The sequence below is a fragment of the Propioniciclava soli genome, assembly GCF_014858005.1.
Classification (GTDB): Bacteria; Actinomycetota; Actinomycetes; order Propionibacteriales; family Propionibacteriaceae; genus Propioniciclava; species Propioniciclava soli.
Genome location: NZ_JACYOT010000007.1, coordinates 172,680 through 195,125, shown reverse-complemented (window position 1 = coordinate 195,125; position 22,446 = coordinate 172,680). Strand labels below are relative to the sequence as shown.

Annotated in this window: 17 protein-coding genes; 4 read left to right on the top strand and 13 right to left on the bottom strand. The window is 72.6% G+C overall.

All coding sequences use genetic code 11. From position 1 onward, the window contains the following. Positions 1-2 precede the first annotated feature (2 nt). Positions 3-1,016 carry a zinc-binding dehydrogenase gene (locus IFY26_RS09725; RefSeq protein WP_232548810.1) on the bottom strand — a complete coding sequence of 338 codons (1,014 nt, stop codon included), beginning with the start codon at positions 1,014-1,016 and terminating at the stop codon, positions 3-5. Between the two features lie 101 nt (positions 1,017-1,117). Between IFY26_RS09725 and IFY26_RS09720 the strand changes: the two genes are divergently transcribed. Beyond that, complete coding sequence (locus IFY26_RS09720) at positions 1,118-1,987, top strand: helix-turn-helix domain-containing protein (RefSeq protein ID WP_232548809.1); 870 nt, start codon at positions 1,118-1,120, stop codon at positions 1,985-1,987. A gap of 54 nt (positions 1,988-2,041) precedes the next feature. Continuing rightward, positions 2,042-3,412, top strand: a complete 1,371-nt coding sequence (locus tag IFY26_RS09715; RefSeq protein WP_232548808.1) for a carboxylesterase family protein — start codon at positions 2,042-2,044, stop codon at positions 3,410-3,412. A 9-nt stretch (positions 3,413-3,421) separates the two neighbouring features. Here IFY26_RS09715 and IFY26_RS09710 read toward each other — a convergent pair whose 3' ends face one another. From IFY26_RS09710 to IFY26_RS09700, 3 genes are all read right to left on the bottom strand, one after another. Continuing rightward, a complete protein-coding gene (locus IFY26_RS09710) occupies positions 3,422-4,252 on the bottom strand; it encodes an SDR family oxidoreductase (protein ID WP_232548807.1) in 831 nt (276 codons plus the stop codon). A 126-nt stretch (positions 4,253-4,378) separates the two neighbouring features. After that, positions 4,379-4,690 (bottom strand): AzlD domain-containing protein, encoded by a 312-nt coding sequence (locus IFY26_RS09705; protein ID WP_232548806.1) that lies wholly within the window; start codon positions 4,688-4,690, stop codon positions 4,379-4,381. Next, complete coding sequence (locus IFY26_RS09700; RefSeq protein ID WP_232548805.1) at positions 4,687-5,409, bottom strand: AzlC family ABC transporter permease; 723 nt, start codon at positions 5,407-5,409, stop codon at positions 4,687-4,689. Before IFY26_RS09700 ends, IFY26_RS09705 begins: the two co-directional genes overlap by 4 nt. A gap of 103 nt (positions 5,410-5,512) precedes the next feature. Here IFY26_RS09700 and IFY26_RS09695 point away from each other — a divergent pair, with 103 nt between their 5' ends. Next, on the top strand, positions 5,513-7,243 hold the full coding sequence (locus tag IFY26_RS09695) for an outer membrane protein assembly factor BamB family protein (protein WP_232548804.1): 1,731 nt from the start codon (positions 5,513-5,515) through the stop codon (positions 7,241-7,243). A 49-nt stretch (positions 7,244-7,292) separates the two neighbouring features. Here the strand turns inward: IFY26_RS09695 and IFY26_RS09690 are convergent, their stop codons facing one another. The 3 genes from IFY26_RS09690 to IFY26_RS09680 all read right to left on the bottom strand — a co-directional run bounded on the left by IFY26_RS09690 (position 7,293) and on the right by IFY26_RS09680 (position 11,613). Continuing rightward, positions 7,293-9,245 (bottom strand): ABC transporter ATP-binding protein, encoded by a 1,953-nt coding sequence (locus IFY26_RS09690; RefSeq protein ID WP_232548803.1) that lies wholly within the window; start codon positions 9,243-9,245, stop codon positions 7,293-7,295. Then, positions 9,238-11,079, bottom strand: a complete 1,842-nt coding sequence (locus IFY26_RS09685) for an ABC transporter transmembrane domain-containing protein (protein ID WP_232548802.1) — start codon at positions 11,077-11,079, stop codon at positions 9,238-9,240. Before IFY26_RS09685 ends, IFY26_RS09690 begins: the two co-directional genes overlap by 8 nt. A gap of 138 nt (positions 11,080-11,217) precedes the next feature. Then, the gene (locus IFY26_RS09680) at positions 11,218-11,613 is read right to left on the bottom strand and encodes a cupin domain-containing protein (protein WP_232548801.1); all 396 of its coding nucleotides are present in this window, start codon (positions 11,611-11,613) and stop codon (positions 11,218-11,220) included. A gap of 460 nt (positions 11,614-12,073) precedes the next feature. Between IFY26_RS09680 and IFY26_RS09675 the strand changes: the two genes are divergently transcribed. Next, a complete protein-coding gene (locus IFY26_RS09675) occupies positions 12,074-12,706 on the top strand; it encodes a Type 1 glutamine amidotransferase-like domain-containing protein (protein WP_232548800.1) in 633 nt (210 codons plus the stop codon). A gap of 355 nt (positions 12,707-13,061) precedes the next feature. On the opposite strand, the gene IFY26_RS09670 is transcribed toward IFY26_RS09675, so the two are convergent. The 6 genes from IFY26_RS09670 to IFY26_RS09645 form a co-directional block, all read right to left on the bottom strand. After that, complete coding sequence (locus IFY26_RS09670) at positions 13,062-16,280, bottom strand: hypothetical protein (RefSeq protein ID WP_232548799.1); 3,219 nt, start codon at positions 16,278-16,280, stop codon at positions 13,062-13,064. Positions 16,281-16,285: 5 nt separating this feature from the next. Next, complete coding sequence (locus IFY26_RS09665; RefSeq protein WP_232548798.1) at positions 16,286-18,055, bottom strand: glycoside hydrolase family 3 protein; 1,770 nt, start codon at positions 18,053-18,055, stop codon at positions 16,286-16,288. Positions 18,056-18,119: 64 nt separating this feature from the next. Then, on the bottom strand, positions 18,120-19,646 hold the full coding sequence (locus IFY26_RS09660) for a glucoamylase family protein (RefSeq protein ID WP_232548797.1): 1,527 nt from the start codon (positions 19,644-19,646) through the stop codon (positions 18,120-18,122). 40 nt (positions 19,647-19,686) lie between these two features. Further along, entirely contained in the window at positions 19,687-20,508 is an 822-nt protein-coding gene (locus tag IFY26_RS09655; protein ID WP_232548796.1) for a carbohydrate ABC transporter permease, read from the bottom strand. Continuing rightward, a complete protein-coding gene (locus tag IFY26_RS09650) occupies positions 20,508-21,446 on the bottom strand; it encodes a carbohydrate ABC transporter permease (RefSeq protein WP_232548795.1) in 939 nt (312 codons plus the stop codon). The genes IFY26_RS09655 and IFY26_RS09650 overlap by 1 nt, the downstream gene beginning before the upstream one ends. 5 nt (positions 21,447-21,451) lie before the next feature. Beyond that, a complete protein-coding gene (locus tag IFY26_RS09645) occupies positions 21,452-22,288 on the bottom strand; it encodes an extracellular solute-binding protein (protein WP_232548794.1) in 837 nt (278 codons plus the stop codon). Positions 22,289-22,446: the final 158 nt, after the last annotated feature.

The window sequence follows — 22,446 nt, the reverse complement described above, 5'->3', positions numbered from 1 at the left end:
GCTCAGGGGCGCACGAGCGTCTTGATGGCCCGGCGCTCGTCCATGGCGGCGTAGGCCTCGCCGATCTCGGCGAGCGGCAGTTCCAGGTCGAAGACGCGGCCCGGGTTGATCTGGCGGCTGAGCACGAGCTCGAGCAGGTGCGGCAGGTAGGCGCGCACGTGGGCGGGGCCACCCTTGAGGCCCTTGTTCTGCCAGAAGAGCTGGTCGACCGGCAGATCGCCGTGGGGCACCCCGAGCAGGCCGATGTCGCCGCCGACCCGGCAGGCGTCCACGGCGGTCAGGCGGGCGTCCTGTGTGCCGACGCACTCGATGACGCAGTCCGCGCCGATGCCGTCGGTGAGCTCCTTGATCTGGGCGATCGCCTCCTCGCCGCGCTCGGCGATGATGTGCGTGGCGCCGAACTCGGTGGCCACGGCCTGACGATCGGCGTGGCGGCTGAGCGCGATGACCTTCCCGGCGCCCATCGTCGCCGCGGAGAGCACGGCGCACAGCCCCACGGCCCCGTCGCCCACGACGACGACGTTCGCGCCGGGCTCCACGCGGGCGCTGACGGCGCCGTGCCAGCCGGTGCACATCACGTCGGAGAGGGCGAGCAGGCTCGGCACGAGGTCGTCGTCCACCGGCCCGGGCACCGTGAGCAGGGTGCCGTCGGCGTTCGGGATGCGGATCTTCTCGGCCTGGCAGCCGGCGTAGCCGCCGCCGTTGAGGCAGTTGCAGGTGGCGCCGGCCCGGCAGGCGGCGCAGGTGCCGCAGCTGTGGGTGAAGCCGCCGACGACGAAGTCGCCGGGCGCGACGGTGGTGACGTCGCCGCCGACCTCCTCGACGACGCCGACGTACTCGTGGCCGATCGGGGTGGGCTCGGTCACCTCGCTGATGCCGCGGTAGCGCCACAAATCGGAGCCGCAGACGCAGGCGGCGACGGTGCGGATCACGGCGTCGGTGGGGTGTTCGATGACGGGGTCGGTGCGCTCCTCGTGGCGGACGTCGCCGGGGGCGTGGATGACAGCTCCAAACATGCCTCCATTCCACACCCCGCCCGCCCGCGCGGGGAAGGCCCCGCCGTTCGGGGTACTGGCAAACCCTCCCTCGCGGAGGCGTCGGCTCGTACGGTGAACGCATGGACACCAAGGCCGAGGTCAGCGACTTCCTGCGCACCCGCCGCGACCGGCTGACCCCCGAGCGGGCCGGACTGCCGCTGTGGGGCGGCAATCGGCGCGTCAGTGGGCTGCGGCGCGAGGAGGTCGCGATGCTCGCGGGCGTGAGTGTCGACTACTACACGCGGCTGGAGCGGGGGAACCTGGCCGGCGTCTCCGAGGGGGTTCTGGCCGCGCTGGCCGATGCCCTGCAGCTCGACGAGGCCGAGCGCGCCCACCTCGCCGACCTGGCGGCCACGGCGAATGCGTCCGGCCGCAACCGGCCGCGGACCACCACCCGCCGCGTCCGCCCCACCGTGCAGTGGTTGTTGGACGGCATGCGCGACACCCCGGCCTACGTCCGCAACGCCCGCGCCGACCTGCTGGCCGCCAACGCGCTCGGCCGGGCCCTGTACGCGCCCCTGTGGGAGATGCGGCGTCCGAACGTGGCACGGTTCGTGTTCCTGGACCCGGCGGCGCCGGAGTTCTTCACCGACTGGGACGAGGTGGCCGACGCCTCCGCCGCGCTGCTGCGCTCGCTCGGCGGCCAGTACCCCCACGACCGCGGCCTGCACGACCTGGTGGGCGAGCTCTCGACGCGCAGCGACGCGTTCGCGCAGCGCTGGGCGGCGCACAACGTCCGCCAGCACCGCACCGGCACCAAGCGGATCCACCACCCCGTCGTCGGGTCGCTGACGCTCAGCTACGAGGCCATGACCCTCACCGCCGACGAAGGGCTCACCCTCAACGCCTACATGGCCGAGCCGGGCACGGCGGACGCCCAAGCGCTCGGCCTGCTCGCCAGCTGGGTGGGCAACCAGGCGAGTGACCCGGTGGCGGCCGAGGCTGGCTAGCCTTGATGCGGGACGCCGCGTCCCTTCTCGACCGCACCGCGCAGAAGGCTGACGATGGACATTCCCCCTCCCCCGGCGCACGCCCCCGAGCCGTCGCGGCTGGACGCGCCGGTGTGGACGACCCCGGCCGGTGAGATCCGCGGCTGGACCGACCGAGGTGTCGCCCGGGCCACCGGCATCCCGTACGCGAAGGCCGGCCGCCACGAGCGCCCCCGGCCGGTGACGACGCTGCGGCGTCCGTTCGAAGCGACGCGCTGGTCGCCGTCGTGCCCGCAGGTGCCGATCAAGCAACCCAGCGTCATCCTGCCGCCGACGCTGCAGCCGCAACCGGTGAGCGAGCACTGCCAGAACCTGTCGATCACCCTGCCGATCGACGCGTCGCCGTCGGACCGGCTGCCCTTGATGGTGTGGATCCACGGCGGCTCCTACACCACCGGGGCCGGCGACATCAGCATCTTCGACCCCTACCCGCTGGTCATGGAGCAGCGGGTGGTGGTGGTCTCGGTGACCTATCGGCTCGGCATGTTCGGCTACCTCGGCGCCGAGGCGTGGCGCCCGGCGAACCTGGGGCTGCTGGACCAGGTCGAGGCCTTGGCGTGGGTGCACCGCAACATCGCCTCGTTCGGCGACAACCCCGGCAACGTGACGCTGTTCGGCCAGTCGGCGGGCGGGGACTCCGTCGCGCACCTGATGATCGCCGAGGGCACCCGCGGGCTGTTCCAGCGGGCCGTCATCGCGAGCGCGCCGTTCGGCCTCACGCTGGAGCGGGCCGCCATGAGCGCGGCGATGGCTGAGGAGGCGTCCGGCATCGACGAGGACTCCTCGGCCGACGAGATCGTGGCCGCCCAGGCCCATGTCGAGGCCGCCGCCCGCCCCTTCGGCCTCCGGGCGGCGATGCCGTTCGGCGTCCAGTACGGGTTCGACCCGCTGCCCGCCGAGGGCGAGCGCGACGAGGCGTGGTCGGACGTGGCGCACGACGTGGACGTGCTGGTGGGCTGGACGGCGCGGGAGGTGGCCCTGTTCACCGACGAGGTGCCGGCGCTGCGCCGGGCCGGGACCGTGCCGGGCCTGGGGCGCGGCGTCCGGGAGGCGGCCGTCCGGTCGCTCACCGAGGTGGTGTACGGACGCGGCGCGCGGGCGTTCGGCCGCCGCCACCACCGCGCCGGGGGGCACGGCTACCAGTACGTGCTCGACTGGGGGCCGCCGCGCAACCCGTACCGGGCCGCCCACACGATCGACCTGCCGCTGCTCTTCGGCGACGAGGACGCCTGGCGCGGCTCGGCGATCCTCGCCGGCAGCACGTGGCGCGACGTGGATGTCGCCGGCCGCACGGTGCGCGGCATCTGGGGCGACTTCGCGCGCACCGGACGCCTCGCGCCGCGGCGTCGGCCCGGATTGATCACCGTGGCGGCGCTGGCGGCCTGAGGCGTCCGCTCACTCCTGCGGGCGCAGCGGGCCGTAGAACCAGGAGGCGGTGACCCCGCCGTCGACCAGGAAGTCGCTGCCGGAGATCCAGCGGCCCTGGGGCCCGAGCAGGAAGGCGCCGAGGTCGCCGATCTCGTCGGGGGTGCCGGCGCGGCCGGCCGGGGAGAGCTCGAGCATGCGCCGGTAACCCTCGCCGCGCGGCCCGGTGAGCTCGTCGCGGGCCAGCGGGGTGATGACGATGCCGGGGCTGATCGCGTTCACCGTGGCGCCCCTCTCGCCCCAGCGGACGGCCTCGCCCTTCACCCGGAGCGCGTTCGCGCGCTTGGAGAGCTGGTAGGCGTGCAGGGTGTCGGTGACGGCGTCCTCGGCGAGGAAGGGCAGGCCGAGCAGCTCGTCGGCGGGCGTGGTGGCGAGCAGACGATCCTGCTCCGGGGTGAGCGCGGGCAGGCGATGCCCCGACTGGGAGGCGATCACGACGCCCGAGCCGCCGGGCGCGATGACCTCGCCGAACTCCTCCAGGACGACGGCGGTGCCGTAGAGGTCGACGTGGAGCACCGCCGCGACCGGTGCCTGCGACGGTGACACCCCGGCGGCATGGATGACGGCCTTGACGGCGCCCGCCTCGGCGGCGCGGCGGGCCAGGGCGGCGACATCGTCGCGGGACGAGACGTCCACCGTCGCCGCCTCGGCGTCGAAGCCGTGGTTGAGGAACGTCTCGACGGCGGCGTCCGCATTCTCCTGGCGCAGGTCAGCCAGGATGATGCGGCGACCCGCTCCGACGCGGCGGGCGATGGCCTGGCCGATGAGCCCGGCTCCGATGACGACGACAACCTCGGTCATGAGGTGCTCCTTTCGGTTCCGACGTCCAGTCAACCGCCCCGGCGCCTCCCGTGGAAAGGGCCCCGTGGCACCGGTACCGGCAGTGCCCCCGTCCCGCAGGGCTTCACCGCCCCGCCCGCCGGGGCCTCACAGGCCGGCGAGCCGCGCCAGCGCCGCGGCGAGCGCGCCGACGAGCACGACGACCAAGTAGGGCGCCCGCAGCCACAGCGCCACGGCGCCGGCCGCGAGGGCCGCCACGCGGGCGTCCACCACGAGCGACTGCCCGGAGACGACCGTGTTCGTGACCACGAGGGAGGCCAGCAGCCCGGCGGTCATGCCGGTGCTGACGGTGTGGACCCACGGGCGGTCGAGCCAGCTCTCGGGCAGCAGGTAGCCCGAGAGCTTGATCAGCCAGGCGAGGGCGCAGGCGGCCAGGAGCCACCCCCACAGATCGGTCACGGGTTCCTCCGGTGGTGGACGAGCGACAGCGCGGCCGAGACGACCGCGGCCAGGATGATCGGGACGCCGGGCGGCACGAACGGCACGGCGACGAGGGTCACGAAGGCGGCGGCCACCGCGGTGACGACGGGGTCGCGGTCGCGCAACCGGGGCCACAGCAGGCCGAGGAACGCGGCCACTGCGGCGCCGTCCAACCCCCAGACGGTCGGATCCCCGAGGGCCTCACCGGCGAGGGCCCCGACCAGCGTGAACAGGGTCCACAGCAGCCAGACGCCGACGCCGGCCGTCCAGAAGCCGCGGCGTTGCTCGTCGGGGTCGTCCTGGGCGACGGCGGTGGCCGTCGACTCGTCGATGGTCAGGTGGGCCTGGAGGGGGCGCAGCCGCGCGGGCGGCCGCAGCAGCGCGTTGAGCTGCACCGCGTAGACGGCGTTGCGCACGCCCAACAGGGACGCGGCCGTGACCGCGGCCGGCAGCGTCCCTCCCCCGCCCAACACGCCGATGAAGGCGAACTGCGAGCCGCCGGTGAACATCAGCGCGCTGAGCGCCACGGCCTGCCAGACATCCAGCCCGGCCGCCACGGCCAGTGCCCCGAACGACACCCCGTAGAGCCCGACCGCCACGGCGATGGACGCGCCCATCCGCTCGGCGGGCGTCATCCGGCGGCCCCACCGCGCGGGGGCGTCCGGACGCATTCCGGGGCTCGTGGGCGGGGTGGGCACGGGTGCAGGCTAACGGAGAAGTAGGCTGGGGGCGCCCCCGACCCCGGGGACACCAGCCCGGCGCGCCACCCGACGCCCAGCCCGTCCCCCCGAGGAGCACGCGATGCACCAGCCCCGCCGCCTGGCCGCGATCGGCCTCGCCCTGACCCTCGCGGGGTTGACCGCTTGCTCGACCGACGCGGTGGTGGCGACCGGCGATCGGCCCCACCGCCCCGAGGCGCCGGTGACGCGCACCGTCGACCCCGAGACCGACCCGGCCGCGCTGTCGATCGCGCTGGAGTCGCTCCCCGGCTATGAGCCCCCCACCGATCTCGGCGACGGCCGCTGGGAGCGGCCAATGGCCGACGGCTCGGGCGTGGTGACGTGGGAGGTGCTGGACGGCGACGGCGCGGTGATTCCCGACTACGCGCCGGACGAGGAGGTCGCCTTCGGCGACCCCGCGACATACGCGCAGCTGCCGGGCGTCCTCACCTTCCGCGGCAACCCGTGGCGCACCGGTGGGGCGTACGGGACGCCGGCCGTCACCGAGCGCACGCTCGAGCCGGTGTGGGAGCAGCAGATCGGGTCGATCCGCGGCGAGGGGTCCTACTGGCCCGGCGCCGGTTGGACCGGCCAGCCCCTGCTCGTCCAGTGGCCCCGGGAGACCAAGGTGGCCATGGGGTTGGCGCAGCAGTTCGTCGACGACGACGCGTTCGTCGAGGTGATCTACCCGGTGTTCGAGGGCAAGATCTACCGCTTCGATCTCGCGACGGGCGAGCCGACGCGTCCGCCCATCGAGGTGGGTTGGGGATTCAAGGGCACGGCGTCGGTCGACCCGCGCGGCTACCCGTTGCTCTACGCCGGCCAGGGCCTGAACGACACCAACGGCACCATCGGGCCGTGGCGCTGGCGCGTGTTTGACCTGATCCGCAACGAGGAGGTGTGGCACCTCTCCGGGCTCGACCCCGCGGCGCCGCGGGCGGATTGGGGCGCGTTCGACTCCTCCGCCCTCGTCAATGCCGAAACCGACACCGTCATCGCTCCGGCCGAGAACGGCCTCATCTACAAGGTCAAGCTGAACTCGGCCTACGATCCGGCGGCCGGCACGGTGTCGGTCGACCCCGAGGTGACGCGGCTGCGCTACGCGGCCAGCACGAGCGACAAGTTCGGCATCGAGAACTCCGCGGTCGCCTACCGCAACCTCATGTTCGCCGCCGACAACGACGGCAACGTCTTCTGCTGGGACGCCACGACGCTCGAGATCGTCTGGATGGTCAACGCCGGCGACGACACCGACGCGTCCCTGGTGCTCGACGAGGAGGCCGACGGCCGCGTCTTCGTCTACACCGGCAACGAGGTCGACCGGCGCGGCTCCGAGGGCGGCGAGCACATCACGAACATCCGCAAGCTCGACGCCCTGACCGGCGAGCAGGTGTGGCAGTACGACATCCCCACCTACTTCCAGGCCATCAACGGCGGCCTCATGGGGTCCCCCATGATGGGCAGCGGCCCGACCGCCGACCTGGTGTTCTTCAACATCGCCCGGACGACCGCGCCGCGCGAGGGCACGATGGTGGCCCTCGACAAGGCGTCCGGGGAGGTCGTGTGGCGACGCCACCTCTCGAACTACTCGTGGAGCTCGCCCGTGCTGGTGACCGCGGAGGACGGCCAGCAGTACGGCGTCCTGCCCGATTCGGGCGGGGTGCTGCACCTCTTCGACCCGCAGACGGGGGAGGACGTCGCGACCCTCGACGTCGCCGACGGCAACAACATCGAGTCCACCCCCAGCGTCTTCGGCGACACGATGGTGTTCGCCGGCTACGACGCGAAGATCCACGCCGTCCGCATCCGCTGACACCGGTCGCCGTCAGCTCCGTCGACCGCTGACCGTTGACCCGACGGGCTCAGCTCCGCCAGGTGCGCCACAGGTGGGCGTACTCGCCGTCGGCGGCCAACAGGTCGTCGTGGGAGCCGAGCTCGGCGATCCGGCCGTCGATGACCACCGCGATGCGGTCGGCGTCGTGCGCGGTGTGCAGGCGGTGCGCGATGGCGACGACCGTGCGGTCGCTGAGCAGGGCAGCCATGGAGCCCTCGAGGTGACGGGCGGTGCGCGGGTCGATGAGCGAGGTCGCCTCGTCCAGCACGAGCGTGTGCGGGTCGGCCAGCACCAGCCGGGCCAGGGCCACCTGCTGGGCCTGCGCCGGCGTCAGCCCCGTCCGGCCCTGCCCGAGGCGGGTGTCGAGCCCGTCGGGCAGGCGGTCGGTCCAGCCCTGGGCATCCACCGCGGCGAGCGCGGCGCGGACGTCGGCGTCGGTGGCCGCGCCCTCGCGGGCGAGCACGATGTTGTCGCGCAGCGTGCCGACGAACACGTGGTGCTCCTGCGACACCAGGCACACCTCGCCGCGCAACACGGGTAGCGGCAGGTCCATGACGTCGACGCCGCCGACCGTCACCGCGCCCGTCCGCGGCCGGTTGATGCCGGCGAGGAGGCGTCCGAGCGTCGACTTGCCCGAGCCGGAGGGCCCGACGATCGCCAACCGCTCCCCCGGGCGCAGCGCCACGTCGACGCCGTGCAGCACGTCGTGGCCCTCGCGGTAGGCGAACCGCAGGTCGCGGCCCACGAGATCGGACGCCGCGGGCGTGACCTCCCCGGGCGTGCGGTCGTCCGGCACCTCGGCGACACCGAGCAGACGCGAGGTGGCCGCGATGCCCACCTGGAGGTGGTCCAGCACCTGGATGAGGCGGTCCATCGGTGAGACGAGCTGCTGCAGGTAGATGGCCGCCGTGGTGATCTGGCCCACGGTGACCAAGCCCTCGCTGTAGCCCCACGTGCCGAGGAGCACCACGAACACCAGCGGCACCTGGAAGGCGAAGTCGAGCCAGATGAAGAGCAGGTTCCGCAGGCTCATCGTGTAACGCTCGGCCTGGGACGACTCGGCGATGTCGTCGTCCAGCCGCTGCTGGCGGTGGGCGGCGAGGCGCAGCGCCTCGACGGTCCGCGCCCCCTCCACCGTCTCGGTGACGGTCGCGTTGATGCGCGAGTAGGTCGCCGACTCGGTGATGTAGCCCGCGATGGCCCGCTTCAGGTAGGAACGCACGGAGAAGAACAGCATCACTGCGCTCAGGACCAAGGGCAGCGTCAGCAGCGGCGAGTTCAGCAGCAGCGCGACCACGGTGAGGGCGACCATCGTGGCCGACGTCATGAGGTTGGGCAGCGACCAACGCACCGCGTTGCTCATCTTGTTGACGTCGGACGTGATGCGGGTGATCAGGTCGCCGCTCGAGGCCGCCTCGACCTTGCCCAGCGGCAGGCGCAGCACCGTCTCGACGACATGCTCGCGCGCGGCCGCCAGGAGGTCGTACCCCACCACCGCCGACGCCCGCCGGGCCGCGAACGTGAGCACCCCGTGCGCCAGCACGACGCCGAGGACGAACAGCAGCACTGTGTCGGTCTCGCGGAGCGTGGCGCCGCCGCCGGTCGCGTCGTCGACGAGATCGCCCAGCAGACGCGGGATCACCAGCGCGGCCACGGCGGCCAGCGCGTTGAACACGATCATGGCCGTCACGCCCAGCCGGCGGGTGCCCAGCAGGGATCCGATGAAGCCGAGGGCGCTGCGCATGCGTGCCACCGGCAACCCGCGCTCGGGGTTGCGTGAGGCGGCGAACACGGCGCGCGCATGGTCTTGCCGCTCGCGGTGCCGTGCGACCCACCGGTCGAGGCGGTGCCGGGGTGGCAGGGTGCGGTCCACGTGCAGGGACGCGGGGATGCGCGCGGCCTCCGGCTCCTGCCGCCAGGTCGCGGCGGACCCGGGCAGCAGCTCGTCGGCGGCGCCGACCACTGCGGTGCGGTCAGTCATCGTCACCCTCCTCCCCACGGGCCACGATGCGGCGGTAGTCGTCGCGCTGCCAGAGGTCGGTGTGCGTGCCGCGGGCCACCTCGCGGCCGTCCACGAGCAGGGCCACCTCGTCGACGGCGTGGAGCACCAGCGGCGACACCGTCGTGACGACCGTGGTGCGGCCCTGCCGGTGCGCGGCGAGCCGGGGCGCGATGCGGGCCTCGGTGTGGGCGTCCACGGCCGAGGTCGGCTCGACGAGGCAGAGCACGTCGGCGTCCGCCACCAGCGCGCGGGCGAGGACGACCCGTTGCCGCTGGCCGCCGGACAGGCCGCGGCCGCGCTCGTCGATCCGGCCCTGCCACCCGCCGGGGAGGGCCTCGAAGACGTCCTCGGCGCAGGCGGCGACGAGCGCCGCCTCGGCCTCGGCGCGCGTGTGGGTGCCCCACGGGTCGACGGCTTCCTGCAGGGTGCCGGCGAACAGCATCGAAGAGGTGTCGGACACGAGGATGCGTTCGCGGAGACTCGCGAAGTCGGCGTCGGCGAGGTCGAGGCCGTCCGCCGTGACCCCCCAGGCCTGGGCCGCACGCTCGTCGTCCGCCCGGGCGATCTCGTCGCGACGGGTGGCGCGCGCGGCCAGTGCGCGCCGGCGGGCGCGTCCGGTGAGTTCGTCGACGTCCTCTTCTTCTTCGGACGGCGCGCCGGCCGGCAGGTAGCGGCCGAGCCGATCGACCAGGGCGGCGGCGGCGTCCGGATCGGCGGAGACGACACCGAGGAACCGACCCGGCTCGACGACGACGCCGGACGCCGCGTCGCGCAGCGTCGGGTGGGCGGAGACCGGCCTCCCGGTGGGGCGCCACGGCGACGGCTGGGCGAACAGGGTGGCGGACTTGGCGGCGGCGACGCGGCCGGCGATCCACTTCTGGGCGAAGTCGAAGAACGTCTGGAGGGGGAACAGCATGTAGAGGGCGTAGCCGACGAAGCTGATCAGCTGGCCGACGGTGAGGCGTCCGGCCGCGAGCTCGTGCGTGCCGAGCCAGACGAGCAGCACGAGGAGTGCCCCGGAGAGCAGCACCGAGATGGCCTCGACCACGCCTTGCCACGTGGCGACCGCCGCGCCGAGGAACCGCACGCGCTGGCTCTGGGTGCGGTAGTTGGCGCCGAAGGTGGCCTCGCCGCCGATGCCGCGCAGGATGCGGAGGCCGGCGACGATGTCGGTGGCCTGGCTGGTGAGTTCGGCGTTCTGGGTGCGCTCGGCGCGCTGGGCCCGGCTGAGCGGGCGCAGCACGGGGAGGGACGCCGCGAGCATCAGCGGCGAGACGAGCAGAACGACCGTTGCCAGCAGCGGCGACGTGGTGAACATGAGGGCACACACCAACCCGAACGCGACCAGCGAGCCGATCAGCCGGGCCAGCACCTCGAGGGTGGCGCCGAAGGTGTCGGAGTCCGAGGAGCTGACCGACAGCACCTCCCCGGTCGGCACGCGGCGTCCGAGAACGTGCCCGAGCCGCCCCGCCGTCCGACCGACCCGCTTCTGGGTGGCGTAGAGCGCGATGAGCCAGCTGCGGACGACCATCGTGTGCTGCAGGATGCCGCCGGCCGCCCCGATGAGGATCGCGAGCAACAGCAGGCCCGCCCACCCGAGCGTGGCCCACATGTCGCGGTCGATGACGCCGGTGTCGATGGCCCGGCCCAGCAACCACGGCGACACCACGCTCGGCACCTGCCACGCGACGAGCAGCGCCGACGTCCACGCGAGCACCCCAGCCTGCTCGGCGGCCATCTGGCCGAGGAAGCGGCTGGGGTTCGCAGTGGGAGGAGAATCCGAGGCGTCCACCTCGGGCGGGAAGTCACGCATGGCCGACCCACGCTATCCCGGCGCCGGAACCGGGTCAATCAGGGTGACGTGCGCGCACCGGGTTGCCGGGGCGGGGGCGGCGGGGCGACTGCAGGTGGCGTCCGAGGGCGGCTGGGCGGCCGGCGTCCGAGGGTGGCGTCAGAGGGCGTCGTACTCCTCGTCGCTGACCGGCTCGAGCCACTCGTTGGAGGCGTCGTCCTTCGGCACCATGACGGCGAGGTGGGAGAACCAGCTGCCCGCCGCGGCGCCGTGCCAGTGCTTCACCTCGGCCGGAACGGTCACGACCGTGCCGGGCTGGAGCTCCTGCGCCGGCTCGCCCTCGGCCTGGTACCAGCCCGTTCCCGCGGTGCAGATGAGCACCTGCTGGGCACCGTGGTGGATGTGCCAGTTGTTGCGGCACCCGGGTTCGAACGTCACGTTGTTGACGTTGGCGTCACCGCTGGCCAAGGGGGCCAGGTAGCTCTGACCGGAGAAGTACTGTGCGTAGGCGTCGTTGGGCTCGCCGGTGGGGAACATCTGCTCGAACTCAGTCATGCCTCCATTCAACGGCCTGATCCCGGGCCGCGCCAGACCCTGTCAGCACCCCCCTCCCCCGGGGTGTCCGCCTCCCTGCCGTGGTCGCTGCCTCCCTGCCCTCGGCGTCGCCTCCCTGCCGTCGCGGGCGCCTCCCTGCCCTCGGCGTCGCCGCCCTGTTCGAAACCAACCACCCTGCCGTTGCAACAGCAGGGGGGAGCAACACGGACAGGGCGGCGCCCACAACAGCAGGGACGCCGGCGCACTCGAGACCGGAGTGTGCGTGTCGGCGCCCTCCGAGTCACTTCTCGAGCCACTTGGCGCACCCGAACCCCACGTGGCGCAGCGCGGCTCACGTGGAGGGCCTTGCACGGGCCGCCACGTGAGCTCCCCCGCGCCACGTGTCAAGGACGTGCGCCACGTGAACGTGAAATGCGCCAGGTGAACGTCGCGAGCGGGCGGACGTGGGGATACTGGGCCGATGCGTCTTTACCTCTCCTCCTACCAACTCGGTGACCACCCCGAGCGCCTCACCGGGCTGGTGCGTGGGGACGGACGCGGAGCGGTGATCATGAACGCGCTGGACGGACACGACGAGGACCGGCGTCGCCGGGACCTCTCCGCGCAGGTGGCCGCGCTGCGCTCGCTCGGCCTCGACGCCGTCGATCTGGACCTGCGGGTGACCCGGAGTGACGAGCTCGCCGCGCGGCTTGCCGGGGTCGACTTCGTGTGGGTGCGTGGCGGCAACGTGTTCACGCTGCGCATGGCGATGGCCCGCTCGGGCGCCGACGAGGCGCTCGTCCACGCGCTGGCAGACGACCGGCTCGTCTACGCCGGTTTCAGCGCCGGGCCCTGCGTGCTGGCGCCGTCGCTACGAGGCCTGGAGAAGTGCGACCCCGTCAGCGACTGCGAGCGTGCCTACGGCGAGGTGCGCTTCGACGGGCTGGGGATCCTCGATCGGCCCGTCGTGCCCCATCTCGACACGCCCACCCATCCCGAATCGGTGGTGCTGGGCGAGGTCGCCTCCGCCTACGCGCGCGCCGGCCAGCCGTTCTGGGGGTTGCGCGACGGGCAGGCTCTGGTCATGGACGGTGACGTGACGGAACTCGTGTGACCCGCGCCCCCCTGCCGTCGGCGTCGCCGCCCTGTTCGAAACCAACCCCCCTGCCGTTGCAACAGCAGGGGGGAGCAACACGGACAGGGCGGCATCCACAACGGCAGGGACGTGACGCCAACGGCAGGGCCGCGACGGCAACGGCAGGGACGCCGGCGCACTCGAGTCCGGAGTGTGCGTGTCGGCGCCCTCCGAGTCACTTCTCGAGCCACCTGGCGCACCCCAACACCACGTGGCGCAGCGCGACTCACGTGGAGGGCCTTGCACGGGCCGCCACGTGAGCTCCCCCGCGCCACGTGCCAGTGAACTGCGCCACGTGATCGTGCGACGCGCCCCGGTGGAGCGCGGAACAGCGTCAGCTCGCGCCGACCTCGATCGTGATGGCGAGGTCGCCGTCACCCCAGGCGTCGCGGGAGATCCGGACGCCTCCGGCGCGGTACCTCCGCTCAACCGGAGCGGTCCCGTCCGCCGGGAACACCACGCGGCCGTTGATCTCCACCCGCCCCACACCGCAGCCCGGGGCGCGGACGCGGTAGGTCACCCGGGCCGTGCGGTCCCCCAGCGGAACCGTCGCCACCAGCCCGTCCAGCGCCGCGGGCAGCACCGGATCCAGCTCCAGGCCGTCAGCCACCACCCGCATCCCGAGGAATCCCTCGGTCACCAGCCGGAGCACCAGCCCCGAGCCCGACGAGTACACCCGCCAGCCCCCGGCGAAACCGAACGTCGGGTCGAACAACCGCTCGGCCTCGTCCTGGGCCGCGTAGCGATCCGGGAACAGGGCGTCCACCGACGAGTGATAGCAGTTCGACTGCATCGGCACCGCCCCGGGGACTGCCGCCCGCAACCCCTGCGGCAGCACCAGCTGCAGCGCGGCCCAGGCCCGTTCGGCGAGGCCGAGGCGCAGCAGCGCCTCCACCCAGCGGATGTGCGCGTGCATGTACATCAACCCGATCTTGCGGCCCCAGAACGACGCCGCCTCGGCCCGCAGAAACGTGTGGGTCTCGCCGCCGTAGTACTCCACCGGCCGGTCGAACAAGTAGATGCCGGTGGGCCCGTCGAGGTGTTCGTCGATCACGGCCAGGTGCGCCGAGGCCTCCTCGGGCATCAACAGCTCGTCGGCCAGCGCATGGATCATCTGCAGCGACCCATGCCGCAGCCCGGTCCGGGTGTCCGCGGGGTGCACCAGCGGCTCCAGACCGTCGTCGCTCGCCACCGCGTATCCGCACAGCTCGCCGTCGACGACGAGCCGCTCGCGCAGCGCGTCGGCCGTGGCGGACGCCTGCACCGTCGCCTGCTCCACCGCAGGGTCGGTCGCCCGACCTGCGGCCCGCAGCCCGTCGGCCAGGGCGCGCAGTGCCTTGATCTCCAGCGTGGCCGTCCACGCCGACACCATCGAGCGCGCCAACGCCGGGCTGGCCGGCTGCAGCGCGTCGTTCCAGTCGCCGTGCCCGTAGGCCGGCAGCCGCGGATCGGCGGAGCGCTCGCCCGCGAGGTGGCCCAGCGCCGCCTTGACGTGCGCCCGCACGCTGGACGCCGGCGCCAGCGCGTCGTCGGCCACCCAGCCGACCTCCTCGTCCAGGATCCCGCCGTCGCCGGTTGCCGTCAGGTATTCCCCGAGCGCCAGCAGCGGCCAGTAGACGACGTCGCCGTGGCTCTCCCGGTACCCCGGCCCGGCGTGGCTGGGCAGGTACTGGAACCACTGCGGCCAGTCGCCGTTGTCCTGCTGCGCCGCGAACGTGGCGAGCAGCACGGCGCGCTGCACGTCCCACCGGCCGGTCGCCACGAACAGGCCGACCGGGCCCTGGCACACGTCGCGCGTTCCCCACGCCCCGCCGGTGAACTGCTCCAACCCACGCGGTGCCTGGTAGTGCACCAGCGCGTTGTCCGTGAACCAGGGGAGCATGCGATTCAACCGCTGGGCGCCGACGTCGTCGGACGCCAGCGTGACGGTCGGCCACGCCGCACCGGTCTCCGCGGGGGCGTCCCGGTGGCCCGCTTCATCGTCGAACGCCACGGTGTGGGTGAGCGCGGTGGCCCTCTCCTCGGTGCGGATCACGTCGCCGCCACTCGCCCGGGCGAAGAGCCGCAGGTCGAGCGGGTCGCCCTCCGCCACCTCGATCGACACCGTCAACCCCGCCAAGCCCAGCTCTGAGCGCACCACCAGCAGCCGGCCGCCCCAGCGGTACCACCAGGTGCAGCGCTCGTCTTCCACCGCCCACGCGCTGGGGACGCCCAACAGCCGCCAGGCGCCGCCGTCGCGCACGAAGATCCGGACGCCCTCGGCCTGGGTCAGCCCGAGGTAGCTGCGGCGCACCGACACCAGCGGGGCGGCGCACGCGTGACCCACCGTCACCTGCGCGGCGAACGTGCCCGCCATCCAGGCGGTGGAGGCGACCGTGAGGTCGGTGGGCATCGGTCCGGCCGCGACGCGCTGCACGTGCCCGTGCGGCCGCAGCACGGCATGCTCCTTGGTTCCCCGCACCACGTGACGGCGGCCCGACAGCGCCGCCCAGGGCCGGCCATCGGCGTCCGTCTCGAGCTCGGCATCCCCGGCCCAGGCCGCGAACTCCTCATCGGGCACGTCCTCGCCGTGCGCGAAGGTCACGGGGCTGAACAGCGTGGTCCCCACGGGTTCCTCGCCAGTGTCGAGGGGGTCGAGGGGGTCGAGGGGGTCGAGGGGGTCCGGAGTGTCGAGGGAGTCGAGGGCGTGGGGCGCGTCCGGGCCGTCCGTCCCCGCTCCCCCAAACTCGGGCGCCGCCTCCGGCGGGGGCGCGAACAGGGCGTCCTCCAGCGCGGTGCGCACGACCCGCAGGTCGGCGTCGGAGGACCGCTCCGGGTGGTCGGCCACCGCGAGGCCGCCGAAGCAGAGCATCGCCGACGCTCCCGGCGCCAGCGTGACCGGCTCGGTCTGCAGGCCGAGCAGCGTGTGCTCGTGCTGGAGCCGCTGGCCGGGCAGGTCGCGGGTGAGGTCGAGCCCGGTGCCCGGCACGGCCCCCCGCAACTGGAGCGCATCGGTGCACCACCCCACCACGGGCACCGATGCCATCACCGCGAGCCAGGGGTGGACGGCGCCCGGCATGTTCTGTCGGACGGCCAGCGCGAACCCCTCGGCGTCGGTCAGCGGCGTGACGTCGAGGTACTGAGCCACGTAGTTCTCGCTGCGCTGCAGGGCGTCCAGCTCGGTGAGGGCGGCATCCACGGTCCACACGGCGTCCACCACGACGGGGTCGGCACCCCTGTTGACCAGGCCCACCACCCACCCGAACACCCCCGGGGCGGGCTGCCGCCAGGTCAGCGTCCAGGCCACGCCGCCGTGGTCGCCGGCCAGCACCACACCGTCGTTGCTGCGCCGGATCCGCCCCCCGCACGCCGGCCCGGTCAGCGGCAGCGGATCGGTGCCATCGTCGCGCCGCACCCGCAACCACACCTGGTGGGGGCCGGCCTCGTGATCGCTGGCCGGGTACTGCACGAGGCTCAGGTCGTCGGCCGTGAGGGACGCCAGCGCCCCGGCCTGCGTGAACGACGCCCTGATCGTCGGAGCGCCGGTGGTCGGGGAGGGAATTTCGGGCAGCATGGCGGTCACCTCGTGGGGAGTCGGAGCCCGTGCCCGGCACGGAAGAGCGCGTGGGGGGTGTCACCGGGGACGTCCTCGGCCGACGCCCGGACCTCGTCCATCGACGACGGGAGGTCGATCGGCAGGCGTCCCTCCGGGGGCACGCGCCCGGTGACGGCATCGAGCCAGGCGGCGTCGGAGACGCCGAACGTCATGGTCAGGGAGTCCGCCACGGCGAGCAGCGGGGTGCAGACCGCCGGGCGGTCGGCGGAGACGTCCACCACGAGGGGGCAGTGGGCGGCGATCCGACCGAGCCGGTGGGCCAGGCCGGGAGGGAAGTCGAGGCTCCCCGCGCGGAACCACTGCTCCAGGAACAGGTCGGACCGCGGCTCGAACGGCGCCCGGAGCCGGACGAGGGCGACGTCGGCGTCCTCGGGTCGCTCGACGACCGTGACGTGCCCGGCCGCCGCGGCGGCGTCCAGCCCCTCGCAGTACGCCCGCACCCCGGCGCGCAGCGGCAGCGCGTCGCCCACGGCGGCCAGCACCACCGAGCGCGCCTGGGTCCGCAGCCCGAGGGCCACGGCGTCCGGGGCCCCAACGAGGCCCGGGGCGGCGTCGACGTCCACGAACGGGTCGTCGAACAGGCCGAGCGCGAACTTCACCCGCAGCAACCGCCGGGCGGACGCCTCCAGGCGCTCGCGCGTGACGCGTCCCTCGGCCAGCAGGGCGAGCAACAGGTCGGTGCACTCCTCGCCGCCGAACTGGTCGATGCCGGCGTCCAGCAGGCGCAGCATGCGCTCGGCGGGGTCGAGGTGCTCGACGCCCCAGGCGCGGGCGGGCAGCACCTGATCGCCCACGTGGTTGTCGTTGACCAGTTCCCAGTCGCTCAGGATGACGCCGTCGTACCCCAGCTGCTCGCGCAGCAACCCGGTGAGGATCTGCCGGTTGTAGCCGAAGCCGACCTCCTCGATCGCCTCGCCGTCGATGCTCAGCCCGATGGGACGCCCGTAGTACGGCATGATCGCCGCCGTCCCCGCCGCGATGGCGGCCCGGAAGGGCTCGAGGTGGTCGGCGAACCGGCCGCCGGGGTACACCTGGTCGCGGCCGTAGGGAAAGTGGGCGTCCTCACCGCCGGCCTGCGGGCCGCCGCCGGGGAAGTGCTTGGTGGTCGCGCTGACCGAGCCGGGCCCCAGCGCCTCCCCCTGCAGCCCCCGCACCGCCGCTCGGGTGAAGGCGGTGGCCCGGGCGAAGTCCTGGCCGAACGTCTCGCGCTGCCGGCCCCAGCGCGGCTCGGTCGCCACATCGGCCGTCGGGTGGAGCGCGGCGCGGATGCCGACCGCGACGTACTCCCGCCGGACGATGTCGTTGTAGGTGCCGATGAGCTCGAGGTCGTCCAGTGCCGCCAGCCCCATCGGGTCGGGCCACTGGGAGAAGAACACCGACGCCCACGACGTGCCCGCGTTCTGGGCCGCCGCATGCCGGGGATCGGTGGAGATGGTCACCGGAATCGAGTGGGGCTGCTCGCAGGCCAGCTCCTGCAGCCGGTTGCTCCACGCCGCCGCCGTGCGCGCGTCGGCCAGCGCGTGCACGTTGAAGTGGTTCATCGCCTTGCCCACGACGACGTCGCGGGTGGCCGACTTGGCGATGCGTCCGGGCCCGTCCAGCAGGGTGCCGTCGGGCCCGCACTCGATGACGGTGTGGAACAGGAGGCCGACCAGTTCCTCAGCGCTGAGGCGCGGCAGGAGGTCGTCCACCCGCTCCTCGATGCCGAGCGACGGATCCTCGAAGGGATCCATGCGCCCGTTGTGGTTCAGGTCACGCCAGGCGGGCGTGGCGGTTCCGGTCGGCCTCGCGCTCACCTCAGGCCTCCGCGCTGAACGACTCGAGGCCGATCACGGGGCGGAGCGCGCGCTCCACCTCGGTGGTGGCGAACCAGCGCCGCATGCCGTCGGGCCGGATCACGTTGCCCAGCGCACCCATGATCATTGACTGGTCGAGCGAGAGGTGCCGGTGGGCCACCTGGCCGCTGCGCACGGCGACGGCATCGTGGAAGCCGCCGGGGCCGTAGGCGTCGAAGTTCGCCTCCAACCGGGTGAGGTTGGCGATGGCGGCGTCCCGCTCGTACATCATGGCAAGGAAGGCGGCATGGGGCGTCACCACCCCGTCGCCGTACGCCGTGGGCGGGTTGCGCCAGTCGTAGTTGGTGCGCTCCTGGTCGGAGAAGTAGCCGTCCGGGTTCAGGCCGAGGGCGTCGACGCCGTACTCGCGGTACCCGCCGGCGGGGTTCGAGCACGGCGAGAAGCCCCAGTAGCCGTAGCGGGCGTCGTCCAGACCGTGCTCGCGCTGGGCCCGCACGTGCAGCGGATGGTTCTGGCCCCAGCTGTTCGGCGCCCAGGCCGCCTCGGGCACGAACAGATCCGGCATGAGCTCCTCGAACATCGAGCCGCCCCAACCGGGCACCACGTGCATGCCGCGGTAGGTGTAGGCCCCCTCGTAGACGGGGATGCCCACGTACTCCTCCCGCTGCCCGACCGGGGGCATCTCCTGCCAGTCCCAGTCCGGCGGGAAGGTGCGGAAGGTGGCGAAGTAGGCCTCGGGCGGGATCTGGCCCCGGATGATGCCGAGGTAGTTCACCATGCGCGCCTCGGAGATCGCCGTGTCGTAGTGGTGGCCCACGTGGTACCACAGATCGGGACCCTCACCGGTCGTCGGCGGCAGCAGGCCGGCGTCCGAGCGGCCGGGATCCTCCACCCAGAAACCGCCATAGTTGGCACCGCCGGGCCGCCACCAGCCCCGGTCGTAGAAGATGTCCCACCGCATGGCGTCGTACAGGCGCAGCGCCGCCTTGCGGTTCGACGAATCGGCCTGGGCGACCAGGTAGAGCGCCGCCCCGAGCCACCCCATGTCCACGCTGGAGACGAAGGGGTGCACCGCGTTGCCGTCGTCGGGCCACACCCGCAGGACGTCGCCGGTCGCCTCGTCGTACCAGTTGAAGAACATGCCGCTGGGCTCGTGCTTCTCCATCCGATCCAGCGTCGCGAGCGTGCGCGCGATCCGCCGACGACACTCACCGGGGTTGATGATGCGCAGGTCGCGGGCCACGACGCAGCTCCACAGGTACCCGCCGATGTTGGTCGGCGAGGTGTAGCCGCTGCGCGTCGTCAGGTCGGCGTCGATGTTGTCGGCCACCAACCCGGTGCTCTCGTCGGCCATGGCGGCGATCGAGGTCCAGGTGTCGGACGCCCACCGCATCAGCTGGGCGTCGTGGCGGCCCGGACGGCCACGGCCCCCGGGGTTGGCGGACGCCGGCGTCCCGCCGAGCGCCATGGCTGCGCCCGCGCCGGCGGCGGCGCCCAGCAGGGTGCGGCGGGTGAGGAGTGCACTCATGTCTGTCTCCTTTGATGTGACTGCGTGCGGATGGGTGGGATCACTTGATGCCGGTGCTGGCAATGCCCTCGATGAAGAAGCGCTGGAAGAACAGGAACACCAGCAGGATGGGCAGGACCACGACGCACGCACCCGCGAGGAGCAGGCCGTAGTCCGTCTGGTTCTGCCCCGTCGAGACCAGCGCCAGGGCGACGGGCAGGGTGTAGGTGCGCTCGGTGGCGGCGACCACCAGCGGCCAGAGGAAGTTGTTCCAGGACGCGAGGAACGTGAGGATCCCCAGGGTCGCCATGGCCGGGCCGGCCAGGGGCAGGAAGATGCGGAAGAAGATCCCGAGCTCGCTCGCCCCGTCGATGCGGCCGGCCTCCAGCAGGTCGCGCGGCAGGCCGAGGAAGAACTGCCGCATGAGGAAGACGCCGAACGGCCCCACCAGGAACGGCAGGATCAGCGCGGCCAGGGTGTCGGCCAGGCCGAGGTTCACCACGAGCACGAACTGCGGGATGAACACGACCAGGCCCGGAATCATCAGGGTGCCCATCACGGCGCCGAAGATGATCTTCTTGCCCGGGAAACTGAGGTGGGCCAGGGCGTAGCCGAGCATCGAGCAGAACAGCAGGTTGCCCGCCGTCACGCACACCGCCACGAAGGTGGAGTTGAAGAAGTAGCGACCGAAGGAAAGCCGGTCGAACAGGCGCGTGAAATTGTCGAGCGAGGGATTCTCGGGCAGCCAGGTGGGCGGCACCTGGAGGAGTTCCGCCTGGGACTTGAGGCTGCCGAGAACCATCCAGAGGAAAGGCGTCATGACGATCAGCAACAAGATCGTCAGCACGACGTAGAGCCAGGCTCGGGCACGGGTGCGCTGCATCATGACTCCCGGGTGATGCGGAACTGGATGATCGTCACGACCACGATCACGAGGAACGTGAGGTACGCCATCGCGCCGGCCAGGCCGTAGTTGCCGAAGCCGAACTGCTGGTAGGTGTACATGGACGCCGACAGCGTCGAGTTGAGCGGGCCGCCCTGGGTCATCACGAACGGCTCCTCGAAGAACTGCAGATAGCCGATCGTGGTGGTGACCATGACGAACAACAAGGTGGGCCGCAGGATCGGCAGGGTCACGTTGAGGAAGCGGCGCCACGGGGACGCCCCGTCCAGCATCGCCGCCTCGTGCAGCGACCACGGCACCGCCTGCAGGCCGGCCAGGAAGATGATCATGCTGGTGCCGAAGTTGCGCCACACCGCCATGACGATGAGGGACAGCAGCGACGTGCGGGTGTCGCCGAGCCAGTTCGGCCCGTCGAGGCCCACCCAGGCCAGCACGTTGTTGACCAGCCCGCGATCGGGTTCGAGCAGGAACCGCCACACGACGGCGACGGCGACGATGCTCGTGACGACCGGGGTGTAGAAGCCCATGCGGAACACGCTGCGGAAGCGGGTGATGCCCTTGTCGAGCGCCACGGCGGCGGCCAGACCGGCGGCCATGGTGAGGGGGACGCCGACCACCACGAAGATCGCGGTGTTGAGCGCGGCCCGGCGAAACACCGGGTCGCTGAGCGCCTGGGCGTAGTTGTCGAAGGCGACGAAGTTCACCGCGAAGGGCGTCCTGATGTCGGTGATCCGGGTGTCGGTGAAGCTCATGAACATCGACTGGAGCACCGGCCACACGGTGAAGACCGCGAAGAGCAGCAGGAACGGTGTCGCGAGCAGGAGGCCCGCCCGGGCCTCGCTCGCGTTCCGCCGGGTGACGGAACGCGAGCGAGGCTTGCGCGGGGCCCCCGCGGCTGCGGGAGCGGAGGCGGCCATTCCGATCAGCCCATGCCGATCGAGGTGGCTTCCTGCTGCAGGGCGGACAGGCCTGCGGCGGCGTCCGACCCCGTGATCGTGACGCGCTCGACCTCGGCATCGAAGGCGTTCGCGACCTGCTCCCACGTCTGGATCGCCGGCGGCGCGTAGGCCGTCTCGAGCTGCGCGCCGAACGTGGCGAGCTTCTCATCGGACTGCAGGGCGGCGTCGTCCCAAGCGGACTGGACCGACGGCAGGTCCGAGGTCATGTCGAACCACTCGATCTGGGTCTCCTCCTGGGTGAGGTAGTCGACCAGCTTCCAGGCCGCGTCCCGGTTCTCGCTCGCGCTGAACACTGCGAGGTTGGAACCGCCGATGAAGGACGCGTTCGTCACCTTGGTCGGCATCTCAGCCACCGCGTACTGGTCGGCGAAGCCCTCGCCGCCGAGGTTCTCGACCGAGGACATCATCCACGGCCCGGAGATGAACATCGGCACGGCGCCGGAGACGAAGTCGGCCTCCGTGGTGCCGGACGTGGGTGCGGTGTTGGCCAGCCCTTCGGTGAAGAACGACTGGTAGTACTGCTGATGCTGACGCCTCCCTGCCGTTGCCGTCGCGTCCCTGTTGTTGTGGACGCCGCCCTGTCCGCGCTGCTCCTCCCTGTCGTGAGACAGGACGCCGCACCCCCACTTCGCGCCATGCAGCTCACCTGGCGCACCCCAACTCCACCTGGCGCCGTACTGCTCACCTGGCGCACCCCAACTCCACGTGGCGCCGTGCTGCTCACTTGGCGCACCCCAACTCCACCTGGCGCAGTGCCACTCACCTGGGGGCCCGTGCAAGACCCTCCACGTGAGCTCCATTGCGCCACGTCATCGCCAGCTGCGCCACGTGAGGTCCACTGCGCCACGTCATCGCCAGCTGCGCCACGTGAGCTCCACTGCGCCAAGTGGTCGCCAGCTGCGCCACGTGAGCCCCGCCCCCCACTCAGCCCAACTGGGCGGCGTCCGAAGCGGCGCAG